The following is a 19,399-nucleotide window of genomic DNA, read 5'->3' on the forward strand; positions in this document are numbered from 1 at the left end:
CGGCTGGAGCCGCGTCGTGCCACTCGCCGAGAGGCGACCTGCACACCGACACCAGCGCCGCCCCCGGCCCACCAGCCGGGGGCGGCGCTGTCTGTACCCACCCGCAGTGGCGGCACGTCGGTGCGCGTGCTGGCCCCACGCTCAGCGCGTCCGGCGGCACCACGCGCGGTGTGCGCCGAGCCCATGCGGGTGCGCGTGCCGAGCCCATGCGGGGTGTGCGTGCCGAGCCCATGCGGGGTGTGCGCGCCGAGCCCATGCGGGGTGTGCGTGCCGAGCCCATGCGGGGTGCGCGTGCCGAGCCCATGCGGGGTGCGCGTGCCGAGCCCATGCGCGGTAAGCCCGGCAGCCCATGCTCGATGCGTCGGCGGTACCAAGATCGGTGCGCGTGCCGGGCCCATGCTCGGTGGCCGTGCCGGCAACATGCTCGGTGGCCGTGCCGGCACAATGCTGGGGTGACTGTCGCGCAAATCTGGTCCGAGCAGTCGGGTGTGCTCGTACTGCCCAGCGGGGCGACGGTGCGCGGGCGCCGTATCGGTGCGGTCGCCTCGCCCGCCGACTTCGCCCTGCTGTTGGCGCCCGGTCCGGCGCCGGACTGGCCGTACCGGCGGATCCGGTGGCCCGACTTCTGGCTACCGCTCGATCGGGCGGACGCCCTCGACGCCCTGCGGGCGGCGCTGCGGCGGGCACATGACGGTGAGCGTGTCGAGGTGGCCTGCCGTGGTGGGGTGGGGCGCACCGGTACGGCGTTGGCCGCGTTGGCGATCCTCGACGGCCTGCCGGCCGAGCGGGCGGTGCCGTGGGTCCGGGCGGGCTACCACCCGAAAGCGGTGGAGACGCCCTGGCAGCGGCGTTGGCTGCGCCGCGTCGCCTGACCACCACCACCACCGCCCGCGAGGTGCGGCTCGGCCGTCGGGTGCGGCTCGGCCGCCGGGTACGGCTCGCCCGCCGGGTGCGGCTCGCCCCCTACCCCTTGGTGATCGCCGTCGGCTCCTTGACGTACTCGCGTAGGTGGTCGGCGGTGAGCGTGTCACCCCGGGTGACCAGTTCGGCCGGCGTACCGGTGAAGACGATTCGCCCGCCGTCGTGCCCGGCGCCCGGGCCCAGGTCGATGAGCCAGTCCGCGTGGGCCATGACCGCCTGGTGATGCTCGATGACGATCACGGTGTTGCCGGCGTCGACCATCCGGTCCAGCAGGGCCAGCAGTTGGTCCACGTCGGCCAGGTGCAGGCCGGTGGTCGGCTCGTCCAGCACGTACGTGCTGGTCTTCTCCGCCAGGTGGATGGCGAGCTTGAGCCGTTGCCGCTCCCCGCCGGAGAGGGTGGTCAGCGGCTGGCCGAGCTTGAGGTAGCCCAGCCCGACGTCGACCAGCCGACCGAGGATGAGGTGCGCCGGCCCGCTGGGGAAGAACGCGTGTGCCTCGGTGACCGGCATGGCCAGCACCTCGCTGATGTTCTTGCCCCGCAGCGTGTACGTGAGCACCTCGTCGGTGAATCGCCGTCCCTCGCACCGCTCGCAGACGCTCGCCACGCCGGCCATCATGGCCAGGTCCGTGTAGATCAGCCCGATCCCCTTGCAGGCCGGGCAGGCACCCTCGGAGTTGGCGCTGAACAGCGCCGCCTTGACCCCGTTGGCCTTGGCGAAGGCGGCGCGGATCGGGTCGAGCAGCCCGCTGTAGGTGGCCGGGTTGCTGCGTCGTGACCCGCGGATCGGGGACTGGTCCACGATCACCACCCCGGCCCGGCCGCGCAGCGACCCGTGGATCAGCGAGCTCTTGCCGGAGCCGGCGACTCCAGTGACCACGGTGAGCACCCCGAGCGGGATGTCGACGTCCACGTCCCGCAGGTTGTGCAGGTCGGCGTTGCGGATGGCGAGCTGCCCGCTCGGTTGGCGTACCTCGTCGCGCAGGGTCACCCGGTGGTCCAGGTGCCGTCCGGGGAGTGTGTCGGAGCGGCGCAGGCTGGGGACGTCCCCGGTGAAGCAGATCCGGCCGCCGTCGGTGCCGGCGCCCGGCCCGAGGTCGACCACGTGGTCGGCGATCGCGATGGTCTCCGGCTTGTGTTCCACCACCAGCACGGTGTTGCCCTTGTCGCGCAGCCGCAGCAGCAGGTCGTTCATCCGGGCGATGTCGTGCGGGTGCAGCCCGACGGTCGGTTCGTCGAAGACGTACGTGACGTCGGAGAGGCTGGAGCCGAGGTGCCGGACCATTTTCACCCGCTGCGCCTCACCGCCAGAGAGGGTCGCCGACTCGCGGTCCAGGCTGAGGTAGCCCAACCCGATCTCGACCAGTGAGTCCAGCAGATCGCGCAGGTTGGCGATCAGCGGCGCCACCGCCGGGTCGTCGACGCCCCGTACGAACGCGGCCAAGTCGCTGATCTGCATGGCCGAGCACTCGGCGATGTTGCGCCCGGCGATCCGCGACGACAGGGCCGCCGCGTTGAGTCGGGTGCCGCCGCAGTCCGCGCAGGTGGTGAAGGTGACCGCCCGGTCGACGAAGGCGCGGATGTGCCCCTGCATCGAGTCGCGGTCCTTGGCCAGGTAGAGCCGCTTGACCTTGACCGCCAGACCCTCGTACGTCCAGTTGTTGCTGCCCATTTTGATCTTCGTGGACGGCTTGTACAGCAGGTCCTGCCACTGCTGTTCGGTGTAGTCCTGCAGTTTGGTGTCCGGGTCGAACAGACCGGACCCGACGATCGTCTGCCAGTACCAGGAGTCGACCGCGAAGTTGGGCACAGTGATCGCGCCGTCGTTGAGCGAGCGCTCGACGTCCACCAACTCGCTCACGTCGAGGTCGGAGACCCGGCCCAGCCCCTCGCAGGTCGGGCACATCCCCTCGGCCAGGTTGAAGCTGAACGCCCCGGCACCGCCCACCGACGGCTGGCCGAGCCGGCTGAAAACGATCCGGAGCATGGCGTACGCGTCGGTGGCGGTGCCCACGGTGGAGCGCGAGTTGACCCCCATCCGCTCCTGGTCGACCACGATGGCCGCACCGAGGTTGCGCAGCGAGTCGACGTCCGGCCGGTTGAGGTTCGGCATGAACGACTGGAGGAACGCGCTGTAGGTCTCGTTGATCAGGCGCTGGGACTCGGCGGCGATGGTGCCGAAGACGAGCGACGACTTGCCCGATTCGGAGACGCCGGTGAAGACGGTCAACCGGCGCTTGGGGATGTCGACCGAAACGCTGGCGAGGTTGTTCTCCCGCGCTCCGCGTACCTCGATCATGTCGTGGCTGTCGGCGACGGACCGTGCTGGCTGCGGCATGCGAACCCTTCACGAGATCGGTGGGGCAGGCGGACGCCCGCCCTGGCTTCGGGGTCTGACCTCTTCAATTCTCTCATTCAAGTACTGTTAGAGGGTTTCGCGAATGGCGCGCATGTCAGGTGGCGGGATGGGCGCGAAAGTCTCAAACAACGTCACAACCGGTACGGTGGTCGACGTGCATACCGGTGAGCGGCTGCGGGCGGTCGACCTGGCGGCGACCGTGGGGATCTCGGTGCAGCAGGTCCGCAACTATGTGGACCTCGGGGTGCTCCCTGCGGTGCGACGCACCGAGAGCGGCTACCGGATCTTCACCGCCGAGCACGCCCGCGCGTTGGCGGTGGCTCGCCGGATGGCTGAGGGGCACGGCTGGGCGCGTACCCGGGAGATCATGGCCGCGGTGCACCGGGACGACCTGCCGGCCGCGCTGGCGGCGCTCGACGGCGGCCACGCCGAGCTGGATCGCGAGCGGGCCGAGATCCGTCGGGTGCTGGGCGCGTTCGAGACGGTGGTGACCAACCCTCCTGCCGTCGCGCCGGCGCCACGTCGTGCGGTCCGGATCGGCGAGGTCGCCGAGTTGGTCGGCGTCCGCACCTCGCAGCTTCGGCTCTGGGAGGAGCGCGGCCTGCTGCGCCCGGCCCGCGCCCGGGGCACCGGCTACCGGGTGTACGACGAGGCCGAGCTGCGCGCCGTGCAGGTGGTCGCGCTGCTGCGCCGGGGGGCCTATCCGTTCGACATCATCGCGGCCGTGCTGGCCGAGCTGCGCACCACCGGCAGCGCGCAACGGGTTCGCAACTCGCTGGGCCGGCGGGAGCAGGAGCTGCACCGGCGCAGCCTGCGCCGGCTGCGCGCCTCCGCTGCGTTGCACGACTACCTGCGCCAACGGGAATCCCTCGGCCCGGCCTGACCCGGTGCGGGTTGAACGACGGCGCCGAGGGCCTCTCGCCAGTACACCCCGGTGCGGTTCGAATGGCTCGTGGGTGGCCGGCGGCTTGCCCCGCGGTCCCGCGACGGCCCGGCTCCGGCCCGGATTAGGGTGCTGGCATGAGAGTTCGGCTGCTGGCGACCACGGCGACCGCCGTCCTGCTCGGCACCGGCTTGGCCCTCCCGGCCTCGGCCGTCGGCGGTGTCGTCCCGGAGCGGGCCGGTCCCGCCGGGGCGGCGGGCGGGACGCCTGGTGCCGGCTCGGTGGTGCACCGGGCCGGTGCGGCGCAGAGCGTGCCCTGCCCCCGCGCGGCGGCGCCGGCGGTCTCCCGGCCCCCGCGCCCGTCCCCGCCGCCGGTGGTGCCCGAGGACCGGGTCTTGGGCGGGCCGGAGCTGGCCACCGCCGGGCTGGCCGTGCCGGCCGGGGTGGCCGCGCCGCCGAAGATCACCGCCACCTCCTGGCTCGTCGCCGACCTGGACACCGGGAAGGTGCTCGGCGGCTGCGGCCCGCACGAGTACGCGACCCCGGCCAGCGTGCAGAAACTGCTGCTGGCCGCGACCATGCTGCCGCAGCTGGATCCGAAGCAGGTCGTCACGGTCACCGCGAGGGACATGGAGATCGAGCCCGGATCGTCGGCGGTCGGCCTGGTCGAAGGGGGTCGGTACAGCGTCGAGACGGTCTGGTTGGGGCTGCTGCTCAACTCGGGCAACGAGGCGGCGAACGTGCTGGCCCGACTGGGCGGGGGCGCCGACGGCGCGGCCGGCGGGGTGCGGGCGATGAACGAGTACGCCCGCCAGCTCGGCGCGCTCCAGACGCACGCGGTCACCCCCTCCGGGCTCGACGGGCGTGGGCAGTTCACCAGCGCGTACGACCTGGCCTTGATCGCCCGCGTCTGCTTCGCCGACCCCACCTTCCGCCGGTACGCGCTGACCGAGCGGGCCCAGGTCCCGGCCCAGCCGGCGAAGCGGACCAAGGGTTTCCAGATCCAGAACGAGAACCAGTTGATCTACCGCTACCCGGGGGCGCTGGGCGGCAAGACCGGCTTCACCGACCTGGCCCGGCACACCTACGTCGGCGCGGCCGAGCGCGACGGCCGCCGGCTGGTGGTCACGCTGCTGGGCGGCGAGCCGCAGCCGAGGCGTGGCTGGGAGCAGGGCGCGGCTCTGCTCGACTGGGGCTTCGCGCTGCCCCGGTCGGCCTCGGTCGGTCGGCTGGTCGAGCCCGGGGAGCTGTCCGCGACGCCGACGGCCACCCCGTCCTCGCTCGCGGCGCCCGGGGAGGCGCGACCGGCCGCCGCGAGCGGTCCGGTCGGCGGCGGGACGTCGGGCTTCTGGGCGGTGGCCGGGCTGGCCGGCGCGACGGTCGTCCTGCTGCTCGCCGGGCTGGTCTGGCGCCGTCGGGCGGCCCGCCGGCAGGCGCCCTGACCCGGGCCGACCAGCCGCGGGCGTCCGGCCACGGATCGACAAGCGCCGACGGGATCCATAGACTCCGGTCGCTCCGGTACCACGAGTCCAGGAGGATCCCCAGTGTCGCGTGAACCTCGACCACAGTCCGTTCCCGTCCCGCGCCGCCCGTCCCGTACGCTGACCCGCCTCGCCAGCGCCGCGCTGCTCGCCGGCGCGCTGGTCGCCGCCACCGGCGCCGCCGCGGTGGCCGCCCCCGTCGGTTCCGCCGCCCCGGCGGTCGCCCCGGCCGGCTCGGGTGGCACCCACGGCCCGTGCGGCTACCTCGCCACACCGGAGGAGCCGGCAGCCCGGCCGGTCCCGCTGCCGCCCGACCCCCGCCGTACGCCGGACCGGGGAACCGTCCGGGTGACGTTGTGGACCAACCACGGCCCGATCGGGCTGCTCCTGGACCGGGCGGCGGCGCCGTGCACGGTGCAGAGCTTCCTGCACCTGACCCGCCACCGCTTCTACGACCGGACCTCCTGCCACCGGCTCACCGCGTACCCCACGCTCAGCGTGCTGCAGTGCGGGGATCCATCCGGAACCGGTTCGGGCGGGCCGGGCTACCGCTACGCCGACGAACTGCCGACCAACCTGCCCCCGGCGCCCACCGACCCGACGGGCGAGCGTCGGCTCTACGCCCGGGGCACGCTCGCCATGGCCAACGCCGGCCCGGACACCAACGGCAGCCAGTTCTTCCTGGTCTACGCCGACTCGGCGCTGCGGCCGAACTACACCGTCTTCGGCTCCGTGGATCGGGCCGGGCTGGCCACGCTCGACCGGATCGCGGCCGGGGGAGTGGCCCCGACCGAGGAGGACCCGGCACCCGTCGACGGCGCGCCCGCGCTACCGGTCGACATCCGCAAGGCCCTGCGGCACCACCACCGCTGACGGCGGGCGTCCGGCGTCGCGCCGATCGGAGCCGATCCGACCTGGCGCGGCGCCGTCCCGCGCGGGGCCGCCCCGAGTGGATCCACATGTTTCGGCGAGTTGGCCGCGAACGGGCGTCTGCGGCGCCGCCATCAGCACCGGCCTCCGGCACCACCCCAGGTGATCAGGGCCTTCTCTGGCCACGATCACCATCGCCGCTCAAGTAGACGTGGCGCCGCCGGCGAATCGACTCGTGCCTGCCTGCCTGCCGGCCGGGACCCGGGGGCAGCGCGTCAGGTCTCGGTCTGCGCCGCCCCCTGCCGGTCCAACGTGCTCTGCACCAGGTCGTAACCCAGATCGAACCGGATGCCGTCCGGGTTGGTCAGCCCCTCGTCGGCGTACCATGAGCGGTCGGCTTCGGGGTGTGGCCCGACGAGGCCGACCCGCCCGGCGCCGAAGGTGGTGACGACGGCGGCGGCCGCACCGTTGTCGTAGGTGGCGAGCACGTCGCCCGGCGCCCCGGGCCGCAGCTCGAACGTCGGCCCGTCCTGGAAGTACATGTGCCGGGCGCGACCACGCCACCGAACCTCGATCACCGTGTCGTCGGTGCTGTCGACGCTCGCCCCATCGGTGCTGATGTACTGGTTCACCCTTCCGTTGATCAGCCCGAAGCCGGGGTCGGCGGAGGCGAGGTACGCCCCCAGGCAGAACCCGAGGTAGTGCCCGCCGCCGTTGACGAAGTCGCGGATGTCCTGGGCGTGGTCACGCATCCTCCGCCAGGCCCGGTTGACGTCGTCGCCTCCGGGCTGGGCGTAGACCACCGCCTCGGCCAGCGTGCTCCGCGATATCTGCCGCTCCTCGTCCGGGCCGCAGTACTCGGTCCGGTAACCGGCCGGTGCGCCGCGCAGGAGCGCGGCCACCGCCTCGGCGCAGCCGGGGCTGGCGGCCGGCCCCCGGTAGACCAGCGCCAGCGGCCCGTCCCCGGAGATCGCCGACACCCCGACCCACCCGAGCGCTGTCAGAGTGCTGACGGCGCCGACGCCCACGAGGAGACGCCGCCGACTGAGTCTCCGCGTGTCGCCGATCAGCGGGCCCCACCTGTTTTGCCTCATGTCGCTCCCTCCCGCTCAGCCGCGGCCCGATCCCGTTGCTGCCGGCTCGACCGGGTGTTCACCCGCACGGGATGCCTCTGGTGCATACATCGACATGCCCATGCGGCCGTGCCTGCGTCGGCCGTTCCAGGTGGCCAGCCGACGAGCGCCGCGGGACAGCGCCGTCACGAGCCCTTCCAGCGGGCCCCGGCCCGCGGTGGCCCACCACGCGGCCGCGACCAGCACTATGGCCACGACCTGCACGACGAATCCGGTCACCGGCGCGGAGGAGTCGAGGTCCGAGTTGATGAACATGATGTGCGCGGTGTATAGCGTCAGGGCCATGCCGCCGGCCGCGGCCAGGGGCACCAGCAGCACGGAGATCACCCGCCGCGGGAGTTTCCGTACCACGCGGCTGGCGAGCAGCATGACGGCGAGCAGGGCGATCGCGCTCCCGATCGTGCCGAGTAGGGCGAGCGGCGTGCCGGTGTGCGGCGCGTCGACCGCGAGCCACCACCAGGTCGAGGTGGGCGCGGTGCCGTCCCCGCCGATGGTGAGGAGCTGGGCTGTCTCCGTCGCGTCCAGTCCGCTCTTCGGCTGGGTGAGCGTGATCTGCTGCGCGCCCCCGTACCGGTTGAGCAGAACCGACGACGCCATCGGCGCCGCGGCGGCGAGCACGACTCCGGCGACGAGCAGCCCGACGATGACTCTCATCCTGGTCAGGGTCAGTCGTCCGACGACCAGGCCGGCGCACAGGTACGCCAGCCACGTCACGGCCGGAAACGCCCCGGTGAGCGACAGCTCGGTGAGCAGCGCGACCGGGTTGTCGACGAGCTGCGCGAATCCCGCGTTGTCGTAGGTCGGTTCCGGCAGCTGCGGCAGGAGGTGACGGAGGGCGGGAGCGCCGGCGGCCACGACCACGCCGGTGATCGCCACCAACCAGGTCGGCAGGAACACCAACGGGATCGCCAACAGGAACATCACCGCGTAGTAGGGCAGGATCACCGATACCAGGGAGGCGTCGGCGTAGCCCAGCGCCAACCCGATCGCGCCGATGGCCAGAGCCCGGACGATCAGCGCCGCCACCAGACCCGAGCCGCCGGTCAGTCGGACCCGCTGTCGATCGGTCAGGAACGCGATGCCGACCCCGGCCAGCACCGCGAACAGGGCAGCCGCCCGCCCCGCGAAGGCCGTGAACCACCAGGTGGGTCGCCCCGCGGCGTCAGATTCGGGCAACGACTGCACGGCGATCATGGCGAACAGCGCGGCACCGCGGGCGGCGTCCACGCCGAGCAGCCGGAGTCGCCCGACCGGCGGCTCCGGCGCGGGCGCCGGGGGCGGGCTGTCGGTGCTCCGGGCGACGGTGGCGCGTCTGTTCGCCTCGGCCGCTCGGTCGAGATCCTGCCACCTGAGGTTCGCGGTCTGGGTCATGGCCTCATCACTGTTTCGATCAGATCGTGGCCGAGATCCGCGCCGAGCCGGTCGGCGGCGCGCATCCCGGCGTCGATGAACCAGTCGTCGGTGGCTTCGGGGTGGGGGCCGACGACGCCAACCCGGCCCGCACCGAGGCGGGTGACCATCGCGGCGATCGTCCCGTTCGGGTAGGTCGCGAGGATGTCGGCGTCGGCGTCGGCGCCCGCCCGCAGCCAGAAGTACGGGCCGTCCTGGAAGAAGAGCGTCCGCCGCCGGCCCCGCCAGGAGAGCTGGACGACGGTGTTTTTCTCCGAATCGACGCTGGCGGCGAACGAGGCGATGTACTGGTCGGTGTCCCCAGGCAGGAGGGCGAAGCCGGGCGTGGCCCCAGCGAGGTAGCCACCCAGGCAGAACCCCAGGTACCGCCCGCCGGAGTGGACGAACTGCCGGATCTCGTCGCGATGGCCCTTCAGGTGCCGGTAGCCGCGCTTGAGGCTGCCGCCACCGGGCTGGGCGTAGAGCGCGGCCCCGGCGAGCACCCGACGGCTCAGCGGCAGATCCTCGTCCGGCCCGACGTACCGCACGTCGAAGCCCCACCGGCTGGACTTGAGGAGCGCCGCGACCGCCTCCGGGCAGCCGGGTAGCGTCGCCGGTCCCCGATAGACCAGCGCCAGCGGTGATTCCGTTGGCTCGGGCAGCGGCGAACGGACCGTCAGGCCCTGGCCGGTGAGTGCCCTTCCGCCAGCGCCCAGGAGGCGACCGAAGGGTCCCGACGCCATCACGATCTCGCCGGGAGTGGGTTGTCGAGGGTCAGCGCGGTGCAGCGCACCCCTCCTCCACCCTTGGCGAGCTCGGTCGTGTCGAGTTCGACGACATGCAGGCCGCGGGCGCGCAGAGTGGCGGCCAGCCGCGGCGCTCCCTTGGTCATGGTCACGGTGGTGCCGTCGCTGATCAGGTTGAGCGCGAAGCGGGACGCCTCCTCGACGCAGACCTCGATCAGGTCCATGCCGAGTCCGCGCAGCCGGCGGCGACTCGGCTGATCGAGGGCCTCCGGGCAGTAGGCGAGTGCCCGCCCGGGCTCGACGACCGCGACCGCCAGGTCGAGGTCGTACCACCGGGGGCTCACCGTCTGCAGCGGCACCACCTCGTAGTCCAGCGCTCGCGCGAGAACGGCGTGCATCCTCCGATCGGTCCGCTGGCCGTGGCCGGCGAGCAGCAGGTCGCCGCAGGCCAGGGCGTCGCCCTGACCGCTGAACGGGTACGGCGCCTCCACGACGTCGAAGTCGTGGTTGATCAGCCACTCCTGGAAGTACGGCATCTCGGCCTTGCGCTCCGGTGGCGGTGCGCCCAGAACCGCCCGGTCACCGCGCACCAGCGCGGTGTTCGCGGTGAACACCATGTCCGGGCACTCCGGCGCCGACGGCACGTACTCGATGCGGCGGCCCGCCGCCCGGTGCGCGACGACGATGTTGAGGTGCTCGACGACCGCCGCCGCTTGGTTCGGCTGCACCTCGGCGTGCATGTACGGGTTGATTTCGTAGTCGACCCGGAAGTGAGCGGCGTCGGAAACCAGAAGTGCCTTGTTCATTGAGCGGTTCTTCCTCTCGTGGATGGAGAATGGACGGAATCGGTTGCGGACACGTGGTGGCGGCCGCAGCCGTAAGGCGCGGCGTCAGGCCGCCCGTTGGTCGACGGGGTCGCGGGTGAGCACCCCTTGGGCGGGGATGCCGCGCCATCGGGTCCCGGGAGTGAGGTGTTCGCCCTTCATTAGCAGCGACAGCGACCCCAGGAAGACGTCGTGGCCGACAACGGCGTCGTAGAGCACGATCGCGCGGGTTCCGATGGTGGCGCCGGCGCCGACGGTGACGACGGACATCTTCATTACCCGGTCCTCGAACAGGTGGGTCTGCAACGACACCTCGGCGCCGACAGTCGCGTCGTCGCCGATCTCGACCAGGTCGAACTCGGTGAGGTAGGTGGTCCCGATCCAGGTGCGTCTGCCGACGCGGACCCCGAACCAGCGCAGTACCGGCGGCAGGAACGGCGTGCCGACGAGCAGCCCGACGCCGACGGGGATCGCTGCGGCCTCGAAGAGCCCGGTGACGAACTCGGTGCGCCGGACGAAGGCGCTCCACAGCGGTTCCACCCGGGGTCGGTAGGTGCCGACGATGTTGCGCTTGGTCGCCGCGCAGAACAGGATCACTCCGACGCTCGACGCGATCGCGACGAAGGGCGACACCAGCGCCGGCACGAGCAGGCCTCGGCCGTTGGCGAGCCAGGAGAGCGCCAGGAGGTAGAGGTAGAAGCTGACGCCGAGCACCGATGCGGGCAGCGTGGCACGGAAGAATTCGACGAACAGCCGATGGGCCACCACCCTGCGCGGCGGGCGGAAGGTCTGCTCCTCGGAGAAGGATCCGCTGCTCTGGCGCACTGGCAGGTGTATCGCCGGTGAGCCCAACCAGGAGGTGCCCTCCGGGACCTGCTTGCCGGGCGGTAGCGTGCCAACGCCGAGCAGGCAACCGTCGCCCAGCACCGTGCCGGCCGGTACGAACGCGGCGTTGCCGACGAACGCCCGACTGCCGACCGTGGTGGGCAGGAACGCCACGCGTCCGTTGGCGAACGTCGCGGCGCCGAGGCTGGCCATGTCGGCAACGAAGCTCCCCGGTCCCAGGGTGAGCAGGTCGGGGTCCAGGTGCGCGGCGGTGGAGACCTCAGCGCCGGGACCCACGCGGGCGCCGAGCACGCGCAGCCAGGGACCGGTGTAGAGCGTCGCGTAGAGCGAGTTAGTGAAGGTGAGGCTGAACTCGAGCAGCTTGTCGACGATCCACTTGCGCACGCCGAGCATCGAGTGCACCCGGTGGTGGAAGCCGACGGGTGCCCGCGGCAGAACGAGACGCTTGCCGATGGCGACCACCGCGCAGACGGTGAGCACGTAGACGATCCCGGCGGGGATGGTCGCGACGAGCCCCGCCAGCAGACCTTGGGTCAGCAGCACCCACCAGACCAGCGCCACGCTGGGCAGGACCATCGCGATCGCCCCCAGTTCCAGGCCGAGCAGGCCGACCAGGGCGGCGGCGACGTGGTGCAGACGCCAGCCCTGACGCAGCGGGCGGGAGGAGAGCAGGGATTCGACGGTGGAGGTGAGCCGGCTGGTCGGAGCCGGTGGTGAGCCGGCCCAGCGCGCTCCGGCTGGTACCGCCTCGCCGTGCACCAGGACGGACTGCTCGCCAACGGCGGAATACGCCCCGACGGAGGCGCCCGGCTCGAGAACCGCGTTCGCGCCGACGAAGGCACCCCGGCCGATGGTGATCGGTCCGACGACGACCCAGCCGTCCTCCGCCCGCCACGCGCGCAGCGAGACGCCGTACCCGACAGAGGTGTCCCGCCCGATGGAGATCAGTGTCGGGAGGCTGATCGCGCTGGTCGCGATCGTGGTGCGGCGGCCGATCCGGGCGCCGAGCAGTCGCAGGTAGGTCGCCATCAGCGGAGAGCCGCTGAGCACGGGCAGCGGGCCGATCGCCATCAGCGTGTTCAATGCCCAGAGCCGGACGTAGGTGAGTCCCCACAGACGATATCGGCCGGGCCGGATACCTGCGGCCAACGGCCGGGCCAGCAGCACTGGCAACACCCACCGCACACCGAGGTAGCTGAGCAGGATCGCGACCATCAGTTCCACGAGGACCCGAACGGATACCAAACCGTCGTTTCGGGTGTAGACGTAGGAGACGGGGATGGTGACGGCCAGCAACAGCAGGTAGGTCACCGCGCCCTGGCCGAACCCGGCCAGCGCGATCCGGCGGCTGCTGTGCCGCAGCGGGTCGGGCCGCGGCGGCGCGGTCGGCCCTCCGACCCGCTCGGCGCCACCAAGGTGAGCGGCCATGCCGCGTACGGTCGGGTGGGCGTACAGGTCCCGGACCGCGGGGTTCACGCCGACCTCCCGCGCGCGCAGCAGCGACACCACCCGCGCCGCGAGCAGCGAGTGTCCCCCGAGGTCGGTGAAGAAGTCCGCCTCGACCGAGAGCGCTTCGGGTTCGAGGCCGAACGCCTCCGCCCACGCCGCGCGTACCCGCTGCTCCAGCTCGCTCACGGCGGCCACGAGCGGGCCTGTGACGCGGGTGAGCCGGCGGACCGGCGCGGGCAGCCGTTTCCGGTCGACCTTCCCGCTGGGCATGGTCGGCAGGTCGGCGACGACGTCCAGGAAGGAGGGCACCATGTAGGCGGGCAGCCGAGTCTGCAGGGTCTGGCAGAGCCGGCCGCTCAGCTCCTCCCATCCGCCCTCCGCGCCGTCGTGGGGAACGAGGTAGGCGGCCAGCTCACGTGGGGCGTCGGGGCCGTCGGCGACGGGGACGAGCGCCGCCACGGCCTCGGCCACACCCTCGTCCTCCAGCAGCACGCTCTCGATCTCGCCGAGGTCCACTCGGTGCCCACGGATCTTGACCTCGGAGTCCGCCCGGCCGAGATACTCGATCTCGCCGTCGTCGGTGAGCCGGCCCAGGTCACCGGTTCGGTAGAGCCGGCTGCCGGGCGGCGCCAACGAGTGCTCGATGAACCGGTCGGCGGTCAGTTCAGGGCGTCCGACGTACCCGCGCGCCACCCCTGGACCGCCGATGCAGATCTCGCCGACCTCGCCGTCGGCGACCGGCTGCCGCTGCTCGTCCAGCAGCACCACCGAGTAGGTCGGCAGGGGTCGTCCGATGGTGACGATCCGCCCGGGGAGCAGTTCGCCCCAGGTCGCCGTGACCGTGGCCTCGGTCGGCCCGTAGGTGTTGAGAATCCGCCGGCCGGGCCGGCTCCACCGTTCGACGAGTTGTCCCGGGCACGCCTCACCACCGACGAGCAGGTTTCGGATCCGCGGCAGATCGCGGGGAATCGTGGCAAGCAGGGTGGGGACGCAGTAGAAGACGGTGATGCCAGCCTCGTCCAGGAAGTCCGCCAGTTCCGCGCCGAGGCGGCGGGAGTCGGTCGGACCGGCCACCAGCGTCGCGCCGACCGACCAGGTCGGCCAGATCTCTTCGATCGCGAAGTCGAACGCGATCGTCATGCCCTGGTAGACCCGGTCGCTCGGGCGCACGTCGTACACGCCGGGCACCACGTCCAGGAAGTTGCAGATGCTCGACTGCGCGACCTCGACGCCCTTGGGCCGACCACTGGAACCGGAGGTGTAGATCACGTAGGCGCTGGGGTCATCGGTGTCGTCGCAGCAGAGCTCCGGCCGGTCGGCCGGTGCCGCGGCGAGTTCGGCGGCGCTCTCATCGATGACGAGGGCGCGCTGGTCGCCCACCCGGTCGGCGAGTGCCGAGGAGGTCAACACCACGTCGACGTCCGAATCCTCGGCGATGTAGGCGACCCGGTCGGCCGGGGACTCGGGGTCGATGGGCACGAAAGCCGCGCCGGCCTTTCCCACGCCCAGCAACGCCACGTACGTGTCGACCGAACGCTGGAGCAGGATGGCCACCCGGGCGCCGCCCGCGACGCCGAGGGCATGCAGGTGGTGGGCCAGCTGGTTCGCGCGTTCGTCCAGCTCTCGGTAGGTCAGCCGCTCGTTGCCGCACTCGAGCGCGATGGCCGACGGGTCGCGGTCACAGGCGGATTCGAACACGTGATGCAGGCGTCGCGGCCCCGTGACGCTGCCCTCCTGCTGCGGCCCGCCCACCGGATCGACGATCGGCGAGCCGATGATGACGCGCGCCTCCGCATCCGGACGTCGCTTTGGTCGCAGGGGCGATGTGGACGCACCGATGTACCCGACCTGCTCCACGGAAACGGAAACCTCCTGCGCTGACCACGCTCGAACCACCTGGGCCATGCGGCGACACCGTGCGGACTCCAGGTCGATTTGCCAGAAGACGGCACCGACAGATCCGGCGGAGCGATGAGCACGGCAAATGCGAACAAATACCCGCAAGTGCCGTAACCCCGACAAGGCTTCACGAAGCTAGCAAAGGTCCCTGGCCGACATTGCCCGAACCGCCGAGATCCGCCCAAATCTGCTGATTGGCGTCGCAGTCAGGTGACTGACGGGACAGTCATTTGACTGACGGAGCGGTCAGACAGCAACCTGCGCGCCGCGCCGTCGTTGCCTGAAAGGGCAGATCCGGGCACAGGACCTGCCGCTGCATCGGATCCTGCCGAATGCAGATCTTGACGGTCGTGGTCGACCCCGGAGGAGGCAGCTCGGATGGAACGCGGCGCGGTCACGGTGCGGACCGGACGGTACGTGACCGCTCTGGGGGGCTTGCTGTTCGCGTCACCTGCGGAAGGCCGGGTGGCCGATGGTCGCTGGCGTCGATCGCGGTGAGGACTCAGCTCGCCGTCTCGCTGGGCGGGCTCGGGCTCGCGCTGCTCGTCCTGCTGGCCCACCTGGTGGTGGAGCAGGCCCGGCACCGGCGGCAGTTGGCGCGGATACCGACCCGGATCGTGGTGAACGGCATTCGGGGCAAGTCGTCAGTGACCCGGCTGACCGCTGGCGCGCTGCGCGGGGACCCTCGACGCATCGTGGTGGCCAAGACGACCGGCACGGCGGCGAGGTTCATCTACCCCAGCGGGCGGGAGGTACAGATCCGTCGCCGTGGTGCGGTCAACGTGATCGAGCAGGTGGACGTGGTGCGGCGGGCGGTACACGCCGGCGCCGACAGCCTCGTCGCCGAGTGCATGGCGGTTCAGCCGGAACTGCAGCAGGTCAACCAGGAGCAGCTGATCGAGGCCGGCATCGTGGTGATCACCAACGTGCGGGAGGACCACCTCGACGAGATGGGCCCGACCCTCGACGACGTCGCGCGGTCGCTGAGCCGGTCGATGCCGCGTCGCGGCGTAGTGATCACCGCCGAACGGGACCGGCTGCACATCCTGCGGAAGGAGGCCGTCCGTCGGGGGTGCAGGCTGATCGCGGTCGACCCGGACACCGTCAGCGACGCGGACATGGCCCCGTTCCCATGGATCACGTTCAAGGAGAACGTCGCGGTCGCTCTGGCGGTCGCGCGGCTGTGCGGAGTCGATCGGGCGACCGCCCTGGCTGGCATGTACCGCGCGCGCCCCGACCCCGGCGCCCTACGCGTCGACTCGTGTGCGCATCGTGGACGGCGGTTCACCGCGGTCAACCTGTTCGCCGCCAACGATCCCGCGTCGACGCTGATGAATGTCAACCTGCTGCGCCAGCGATGGCTGATCGGAGACCGCGTCGCTGCGGTGATCAATTGCCGTCCGGACCGACTCGAACGCAACGGCCAGATGGGCACCATCATCCCGCGGCTCAACCCGCACCGGATATTCCTGATCGGCTCGCCGACTCGCAGCGCTCTGCACCAGGTGCCCCACGCGTGGCGCGCCCGGGTCGTCGATCTCGGCGGGGAGCACCGCACCGGCCCGCAACTACGCGACGCGATCGTCGACACGATCTCTCCCGACGGCATCGGAACCTCGCTACTCATGATCGGCAACATTCATGGCCGCGGCGAGGAACTGCTCGCGGCCCTGCGCCAGGTCACCGTGGCCGCAACCGCGGCATCCCCGCGCGACGGGCTGACCGCCACGCTCGAGGCTCTCTACCGGGCCGACACCGCGGCCCTGCCGGTAGCGCACCGCGCGGTCGTGCCCGCCGCCGGCCGGGGTCCCGCCCTCCGTTGACCGAACAGGAGTCGTCACTCATGGCACCATTCGACCTGTCGTCCGAGCTCAGCGCCGTCATCGTCGCCGCCGGACTGCTGTTCGGACTTGTCGGCTACCTGATCACCAATGTGGCGCCGGCCGGCCTGATGGTGCCCGGTTGCATCGCGTTGGCCGCCCTCGAAGACCTCGGCAGCCTCATCCCCATCGCCAGCGTCACGATCGTGACCGTTGGGCTGATGAAGGTCCTGCAGCGCATCACGATCCTGTACGGCAAGCGGCTCTTCGCGGTGACGGTCCTCGTCTCGTCCTGCCTGTCGCTCGGCGCGTTCCTGGCACTGCACGTGCGCTACCCGTTCCTGTTCGGCGGCGACACGCTGTCCTTCCTGGTGCCCGGGCTGATGAGCTTCCAGCTCGTACGGCCACGTGCCCTGCAGACCCTCGCCGCCACCGCCGTCGTCACCTGCGGCACCGGCGCGGTGGCCCTTGCGGTGATCTCTCTGTGAAGCTGGTCCGTCGCGGGTTGGCATCCACGGCTTGCGTGGCGGCCGTCGTCGTCGTGGCCTGTGCGGCCGTCGACTCTGCCGGGTCCACCCCGGACGGCCCGGGCCCGTCGCCGCACGCCACCAGGCCAGGCGCCCGTCCGGTCGGCAACCCTGCGGCGGAGCGCCTGGCTCAGGAGTACGAGCTGGTCGATCTCGCCGACCCGGCCCGCACCCAGGTCCGCCGGAGGGCCGATCAGGCCGTCGTGGCGACCCTGACCGTCGGCGCGCGAACGACCGTGTTCGCTGGCGCACCCCGCCGGTTCGACGAGCCGTCGACCACCACCGCGGTGGTCGAATCGACGGCGTACGTGCGAATCGCCCCGCGGGCGTGGCAGCCCGGTCCGCAGATCCCGGAGGCCCTGGCCCGCTGGCTGATCACCGAGCTTGATCGCGGCGACCCCACGGACGTGCTCGCCGCAGCGATGCAGTACCTGCCCGGCGCGCCCGACCTCCGCGACGAGCAAGGGGTGCGGTACGCCGGCGACGCCGACTTCGGGTACGTACACAGCCGCGACGAACGCGACGGAGCGGACTTCTACGACTACCTGGAGATCCCCTGGACCTTTCCGGACACCGGCACGGTCAGACCGTCGGCCCGGTGGGACCGCGACCTGGACTGCTCCGGCTACATCAGGCTGGTCTACGGCTACCGGTTCGGAATCCCGCTGCTCAACCAGACCGCCAGCACAACCGTCGACGGCCTGCCACGGACCGCGGCGAGCATGGCGGCACACGCTCGCTCGGTGGTGATCGCTGCCGGCCGCAACCCCAGCCGCCCACCGGCCGACCTGTCCGCCGCGCAACCCGGTGACCTCGTCTTCTTCGCCCTGCACGACGATCCGGCACTGGTCACACACTCTGGGATCTACATCGGGGACGACGCGGACGGAGGTATGCGGTTCGTATCGTCTCGCGGCACCGCCGACGGGCCCACCTTCGGGGACGTGCGCGGCGCCGGCGTCATCGACTCCGGCTACTTCGGTGATCGGCTGCGCCGCGTCATCCGCCTGTAGGAAGGGAGCCCCAACTGTGCGCATGTCCCCCATCCGCGCGGTGCTCGCCATCGCGCTGGTCGTCGCCCCGGCCGGCGTGTGGGCACTGCGTGGTGACGTCATTCGCGAGCGCCTGTCGCCGCGGCCCGCGGCGGCTACCGCACGACCGGCAGTGGACGGACCACGCCACGTCAGCATCCTCGGGTCCGGGGACATCCTGGTGCATCCACCCACCTGGCAGCAGGCTCGGGCGAACGCCGAGGCGGCCGGCCGCGCCGGCTACGACTTCGATCCGATGTTCGCCTCGATCCGTCCAGCGGTCGAGTCGGCGGACCTGTCCATCTGCCACCTGGAGGCGCCGATGGGGCCTGGCGCACCCGAGGACTTTCCGCGCTTCAACGCGCCGACCGACCTCGCCGCCTCGGTCAGGATCGCCGGTTACGACACCTGCTCGACCGCCAGCAACCACGCTCTCGATCAAGGAGAGCAGGGCGTGTACGACAACCTCGACGCGCTCGACGCGGCCGGTCTGCGCCACACCGGCACGTTCCGCAGCGCGGCCGAGGCCAGCACCCCGACGATCTACCACGTCAATGGCGTCAAGATCGGCCACCTGTCCTGGGCCATGCACTTCAACGGCCTGAAACCGCCAGCCGGCAAGGCGTGGCTGGCCAACCGGATCGACGTTGCCGCGATCCGCGCCGCCGCCGCCACCACCCGCAAGGCCGGCGCCCAGATCATCGTGCTCTCCGCGCACTGGGGCACCGAGAAGGTTCACACGCCCGACGGCGAACAGCTGTTCTGGGCCAGACAACTCATCGCCGACCCGAACATCGACCTGATCATCGGCCACCACAGCCACGTCGTACAGCCCTTCGAGCGGGTCGGCGACAAGTGGATCGCCTACGGCGTCGGCAACACCCTCGCTCGCCACGACTTTCCCAACGACGCGAACCGCGAGGGAGTCCTCGCCAAGTTCACCTTCACCGAGCAGCCCAACCGGCGGTGGGTCGTCACCCGCGCCGAGGCCATCCCCATCTGGCTCTCTCTCCGGCCGACCATTCGCGTCCTCGACCTCGCCCGCGCTCTTGAGCGGATGCCCGCCGTCGACCGCCGTCGGGCCATCTACACCGCGGCCCAGGATCGGATCACGGGTTACCTCAACGGCCGCGGCGCGATCGACGCCGGGCTCCAGGTGACGCGTTGACCGGGTACCTCGAGGACGTTGGCGGTACACCCTGCCGGAGGCGTCCGTCGCCGC

Annotated in this window: 14 protein-coding genes; 8 read left to right on the top strand and 6 right to left on the bottom strand. The window is 71.6% G+C overall.

Annotation, left to right across the window (positions count from 1 at the left end):
• Positions 1 to 452: 452 nt before the first annotated feature.
• Positions 453 to 872 carry a protein-tyrosine phosphatase family protein gene (locus ACFY29_RS27440; RefSeq protein WP_328417388.1) on the top strand — a complete coding sequence of 140 codons (420 nt, stop codon included), beginning with the start codon at positions 453 to 455 and terminating at the stop codon, positions 870 to 872.
• A gap of 91 nt (positions 873 to 963) precedes the next feature.
• Here the strand turns inward: ACFY29_RS27440 and ACFY29_RS27445 are convergent, their stop codons facing one another.
• Positions 964 to 3,258 (bottom strand): ATP-binding cassette domain-containing protein, encoded by a 2,295-nt coding sequence (locus tag ACFY29_RS27445; protein ID WP_386990853.1) that lies wholly within the window; start codon positions 3,256 to 3,258, stop codon positions 964 to 966.
• Between the two features lie 175 nt (positions 3,259 to 3,433).
• Here ACFY29_RS27445 and ACFY29_RS27450 point away from each other — a divergent pair, with 175 nt between their 5' ends.
• From ACFY29_RS27450 to ACFY29_RS27460, 3 genes are all read left to right on the top strand, one after another.
• The gene (locus ACFY29_RS27450; RefSeq protein WP_386990855.1) at positions 3,434 to 4,162 is read left to right on the top strand and encodes a MerR family transcriptional regulator; all 729 of its coding nucleotides are present in this window, start codon (positions 3,434 to 3,436) and stop codon (positions 4,160 to 4,162) included.
• A gap of 137 nt (positions 4,163 to 4,299) precedes the next feature.
• Positions 4,300 to 5,604, top strand: a complete 1,305-nt coding sequence (locus ACFY29_RS27455) for a D-alanyl-D-alanine carboxypeptidase family protein (RefSeq protein ID WP_386990856.1) — start codon at positions 4,300 to 4,302, stop codon at positions 5,602 to 5,604.
• Between the two features lie 102 nt (positions 5,605 to 5,706).
• A complete protein-coding gene (locus tag ACFY29_RS27460) occupies positions 5,707 to 6,516 on the top strand; it encodes a peptidylprolyl isomerase (protein WP_386990858.1) in 810 nt (269 codons plus the stop codon).
• Between the two features lie 272 nt (positions 6,517 to 6,788).
• Here the strand turns inward: ACFY29_RS27460 and ACFY29_RS27465 are convergent, their stop codons facing one another.
• From ACFY29_RS27465 to ACFY29_RS27485, 5 genes are all read right to left on the bottom strand, one after another.
• Positions 6,789 to 7,607 carry a BPL-N domain-containing protein gene (locus ACFY29_RS27465; protein ID WP_386990860.1) on the bottom strand — a complete coding sequence of 273 codons (819 nt, stop codon included), beginning with the start codon at positions 7,605 to 7,607 and terminating at the stop codon, positions 6,789 to 6,791.
• Between the two features lie 15 nt (positions 7,608 to 7,622).
• Positions 7,623 to 9,017 (bottom strand): heparan-alpha-glucosaminide N-acetyltransferase domain-containing protein, encoded by a 1,395-nt coding sequence (locus tag ACFY29_RS27470; RefSeq protein ID WP_386990862.1) that lies wholly within the window; start codon positions 9,015 to 9,017, stop codon positions 7,623 to 7,625.
• A complete protein-coding gene (locus ACFY29_RS27475; protein WP_386990864.1) occupies positions 9,014 to 9,778 on the bottom strand; it encodes a BPL-N domain-containing protein in 765 nt (254 codons plus the stop codon). Before ACFY29_RS27475 ends, ACFY29_RS27470 begins: the two co-directional genes overlap by 4 nt.
• Complete coding sequence (locus tag ACFY29_RS27480) at positions 9,778 to 10,587, bottom strand: dimethylarginine dimethylaminohydrolase family protein (RefSeq protein ID WP_386990866.1); 810 nt, start codon at positions 10,585 to 10,587, stop codon at positions 9,778 to 9,780. The genes ACFY29_RS27475 and ACFY29_RS27480 overlap by 1 nt, the downstream gene beginning before the upstream one ends.
• Before the next feature lie 84 nt (positions 10,588 to 10,671).
• Positions 10,672 to 14,598, bottom strand: a complete 3,927-nt coding sequence (locus tag ACFY29_RS27485) for a Pls/PosA family non-ribosomal peptide synthetase (protein ID WP_386990868.1) — start codon at positions 14,596 to 14,598, stop codon at positions 10,672 to 10,674.
• A 695-nt stretch (positions 14,599 to 15,293) separates the two neighbouring features.
• Here ACFY29_RS27485 and pgsB point away from each other — a divergent pair.
• From pgsB to ACFY29_RS27505, 4 genes are read left to right on the top strand one after another with little or no spacing between them, the layout of a single operon-like run.
• Positions 15,294 to 16,622, top strand: coding sequence for a poly-gamma-glutamate synthase PgsB (gene pgsB / locus ACFY29_RS27490; RefSeq protein WP_386990870.1), 1,329 nt, complete (start codon positions 15,294 to 15,296; stop codon positions 16,620 to 16,622).
• Between the two features lie 20 nt (positions 16,623 to 16,642).
• Positions 16,643 to 17,107 (top strand): poly-gamma-glutamate biosynthesis protein PgsC/CapC, encoded by a 465-nt coding sequence (locus tag ACFY29_RS27495; protein ID WP_386990872.1) that lies wholly within the window; start codon positions 16,643 to 16,645, stop codon positions 17,105 to 17,107.
• A 35-nt stretch (positions 17,108 to 17,142) separates the two neighbouring features.
• Entirely contained in the window at positions 17,143 to 18,159 is a 1,017-nt protein-coding gene (locus tag ACFY29_RS27500; RefSeq protein ID WP_386990874.1) for an NlpC/P60 family protein, read from the top strand.
• 22 nt (positions 18,160 to 18,181) lie between these two features.
• On the top strand, positions 18,182 to 19,345 hold the full coding sequence (locus ACFY29_RS27505; RefSeq protein ID WP_386991542.1) for a CapA family protein: 1,164 nt from the start codon (positions 18,182 to 18,184) through the stop codon (positions 19,343 to 19,345).
• The last annotated feature ends 54 nt before the right edge of the window (positions 19,346 to 19,399 follow it).

Origin of the sequence: Micromonospora sp. NPDC000668 (assembly GCF_042897975.1) — a bacterium.
Taxonomy (GTDB): domain Bacteria; phylum Actinomycetota; class Actinomycetes; order Mycobacteriales; family Micromonosporaceae; genus Micromonospora.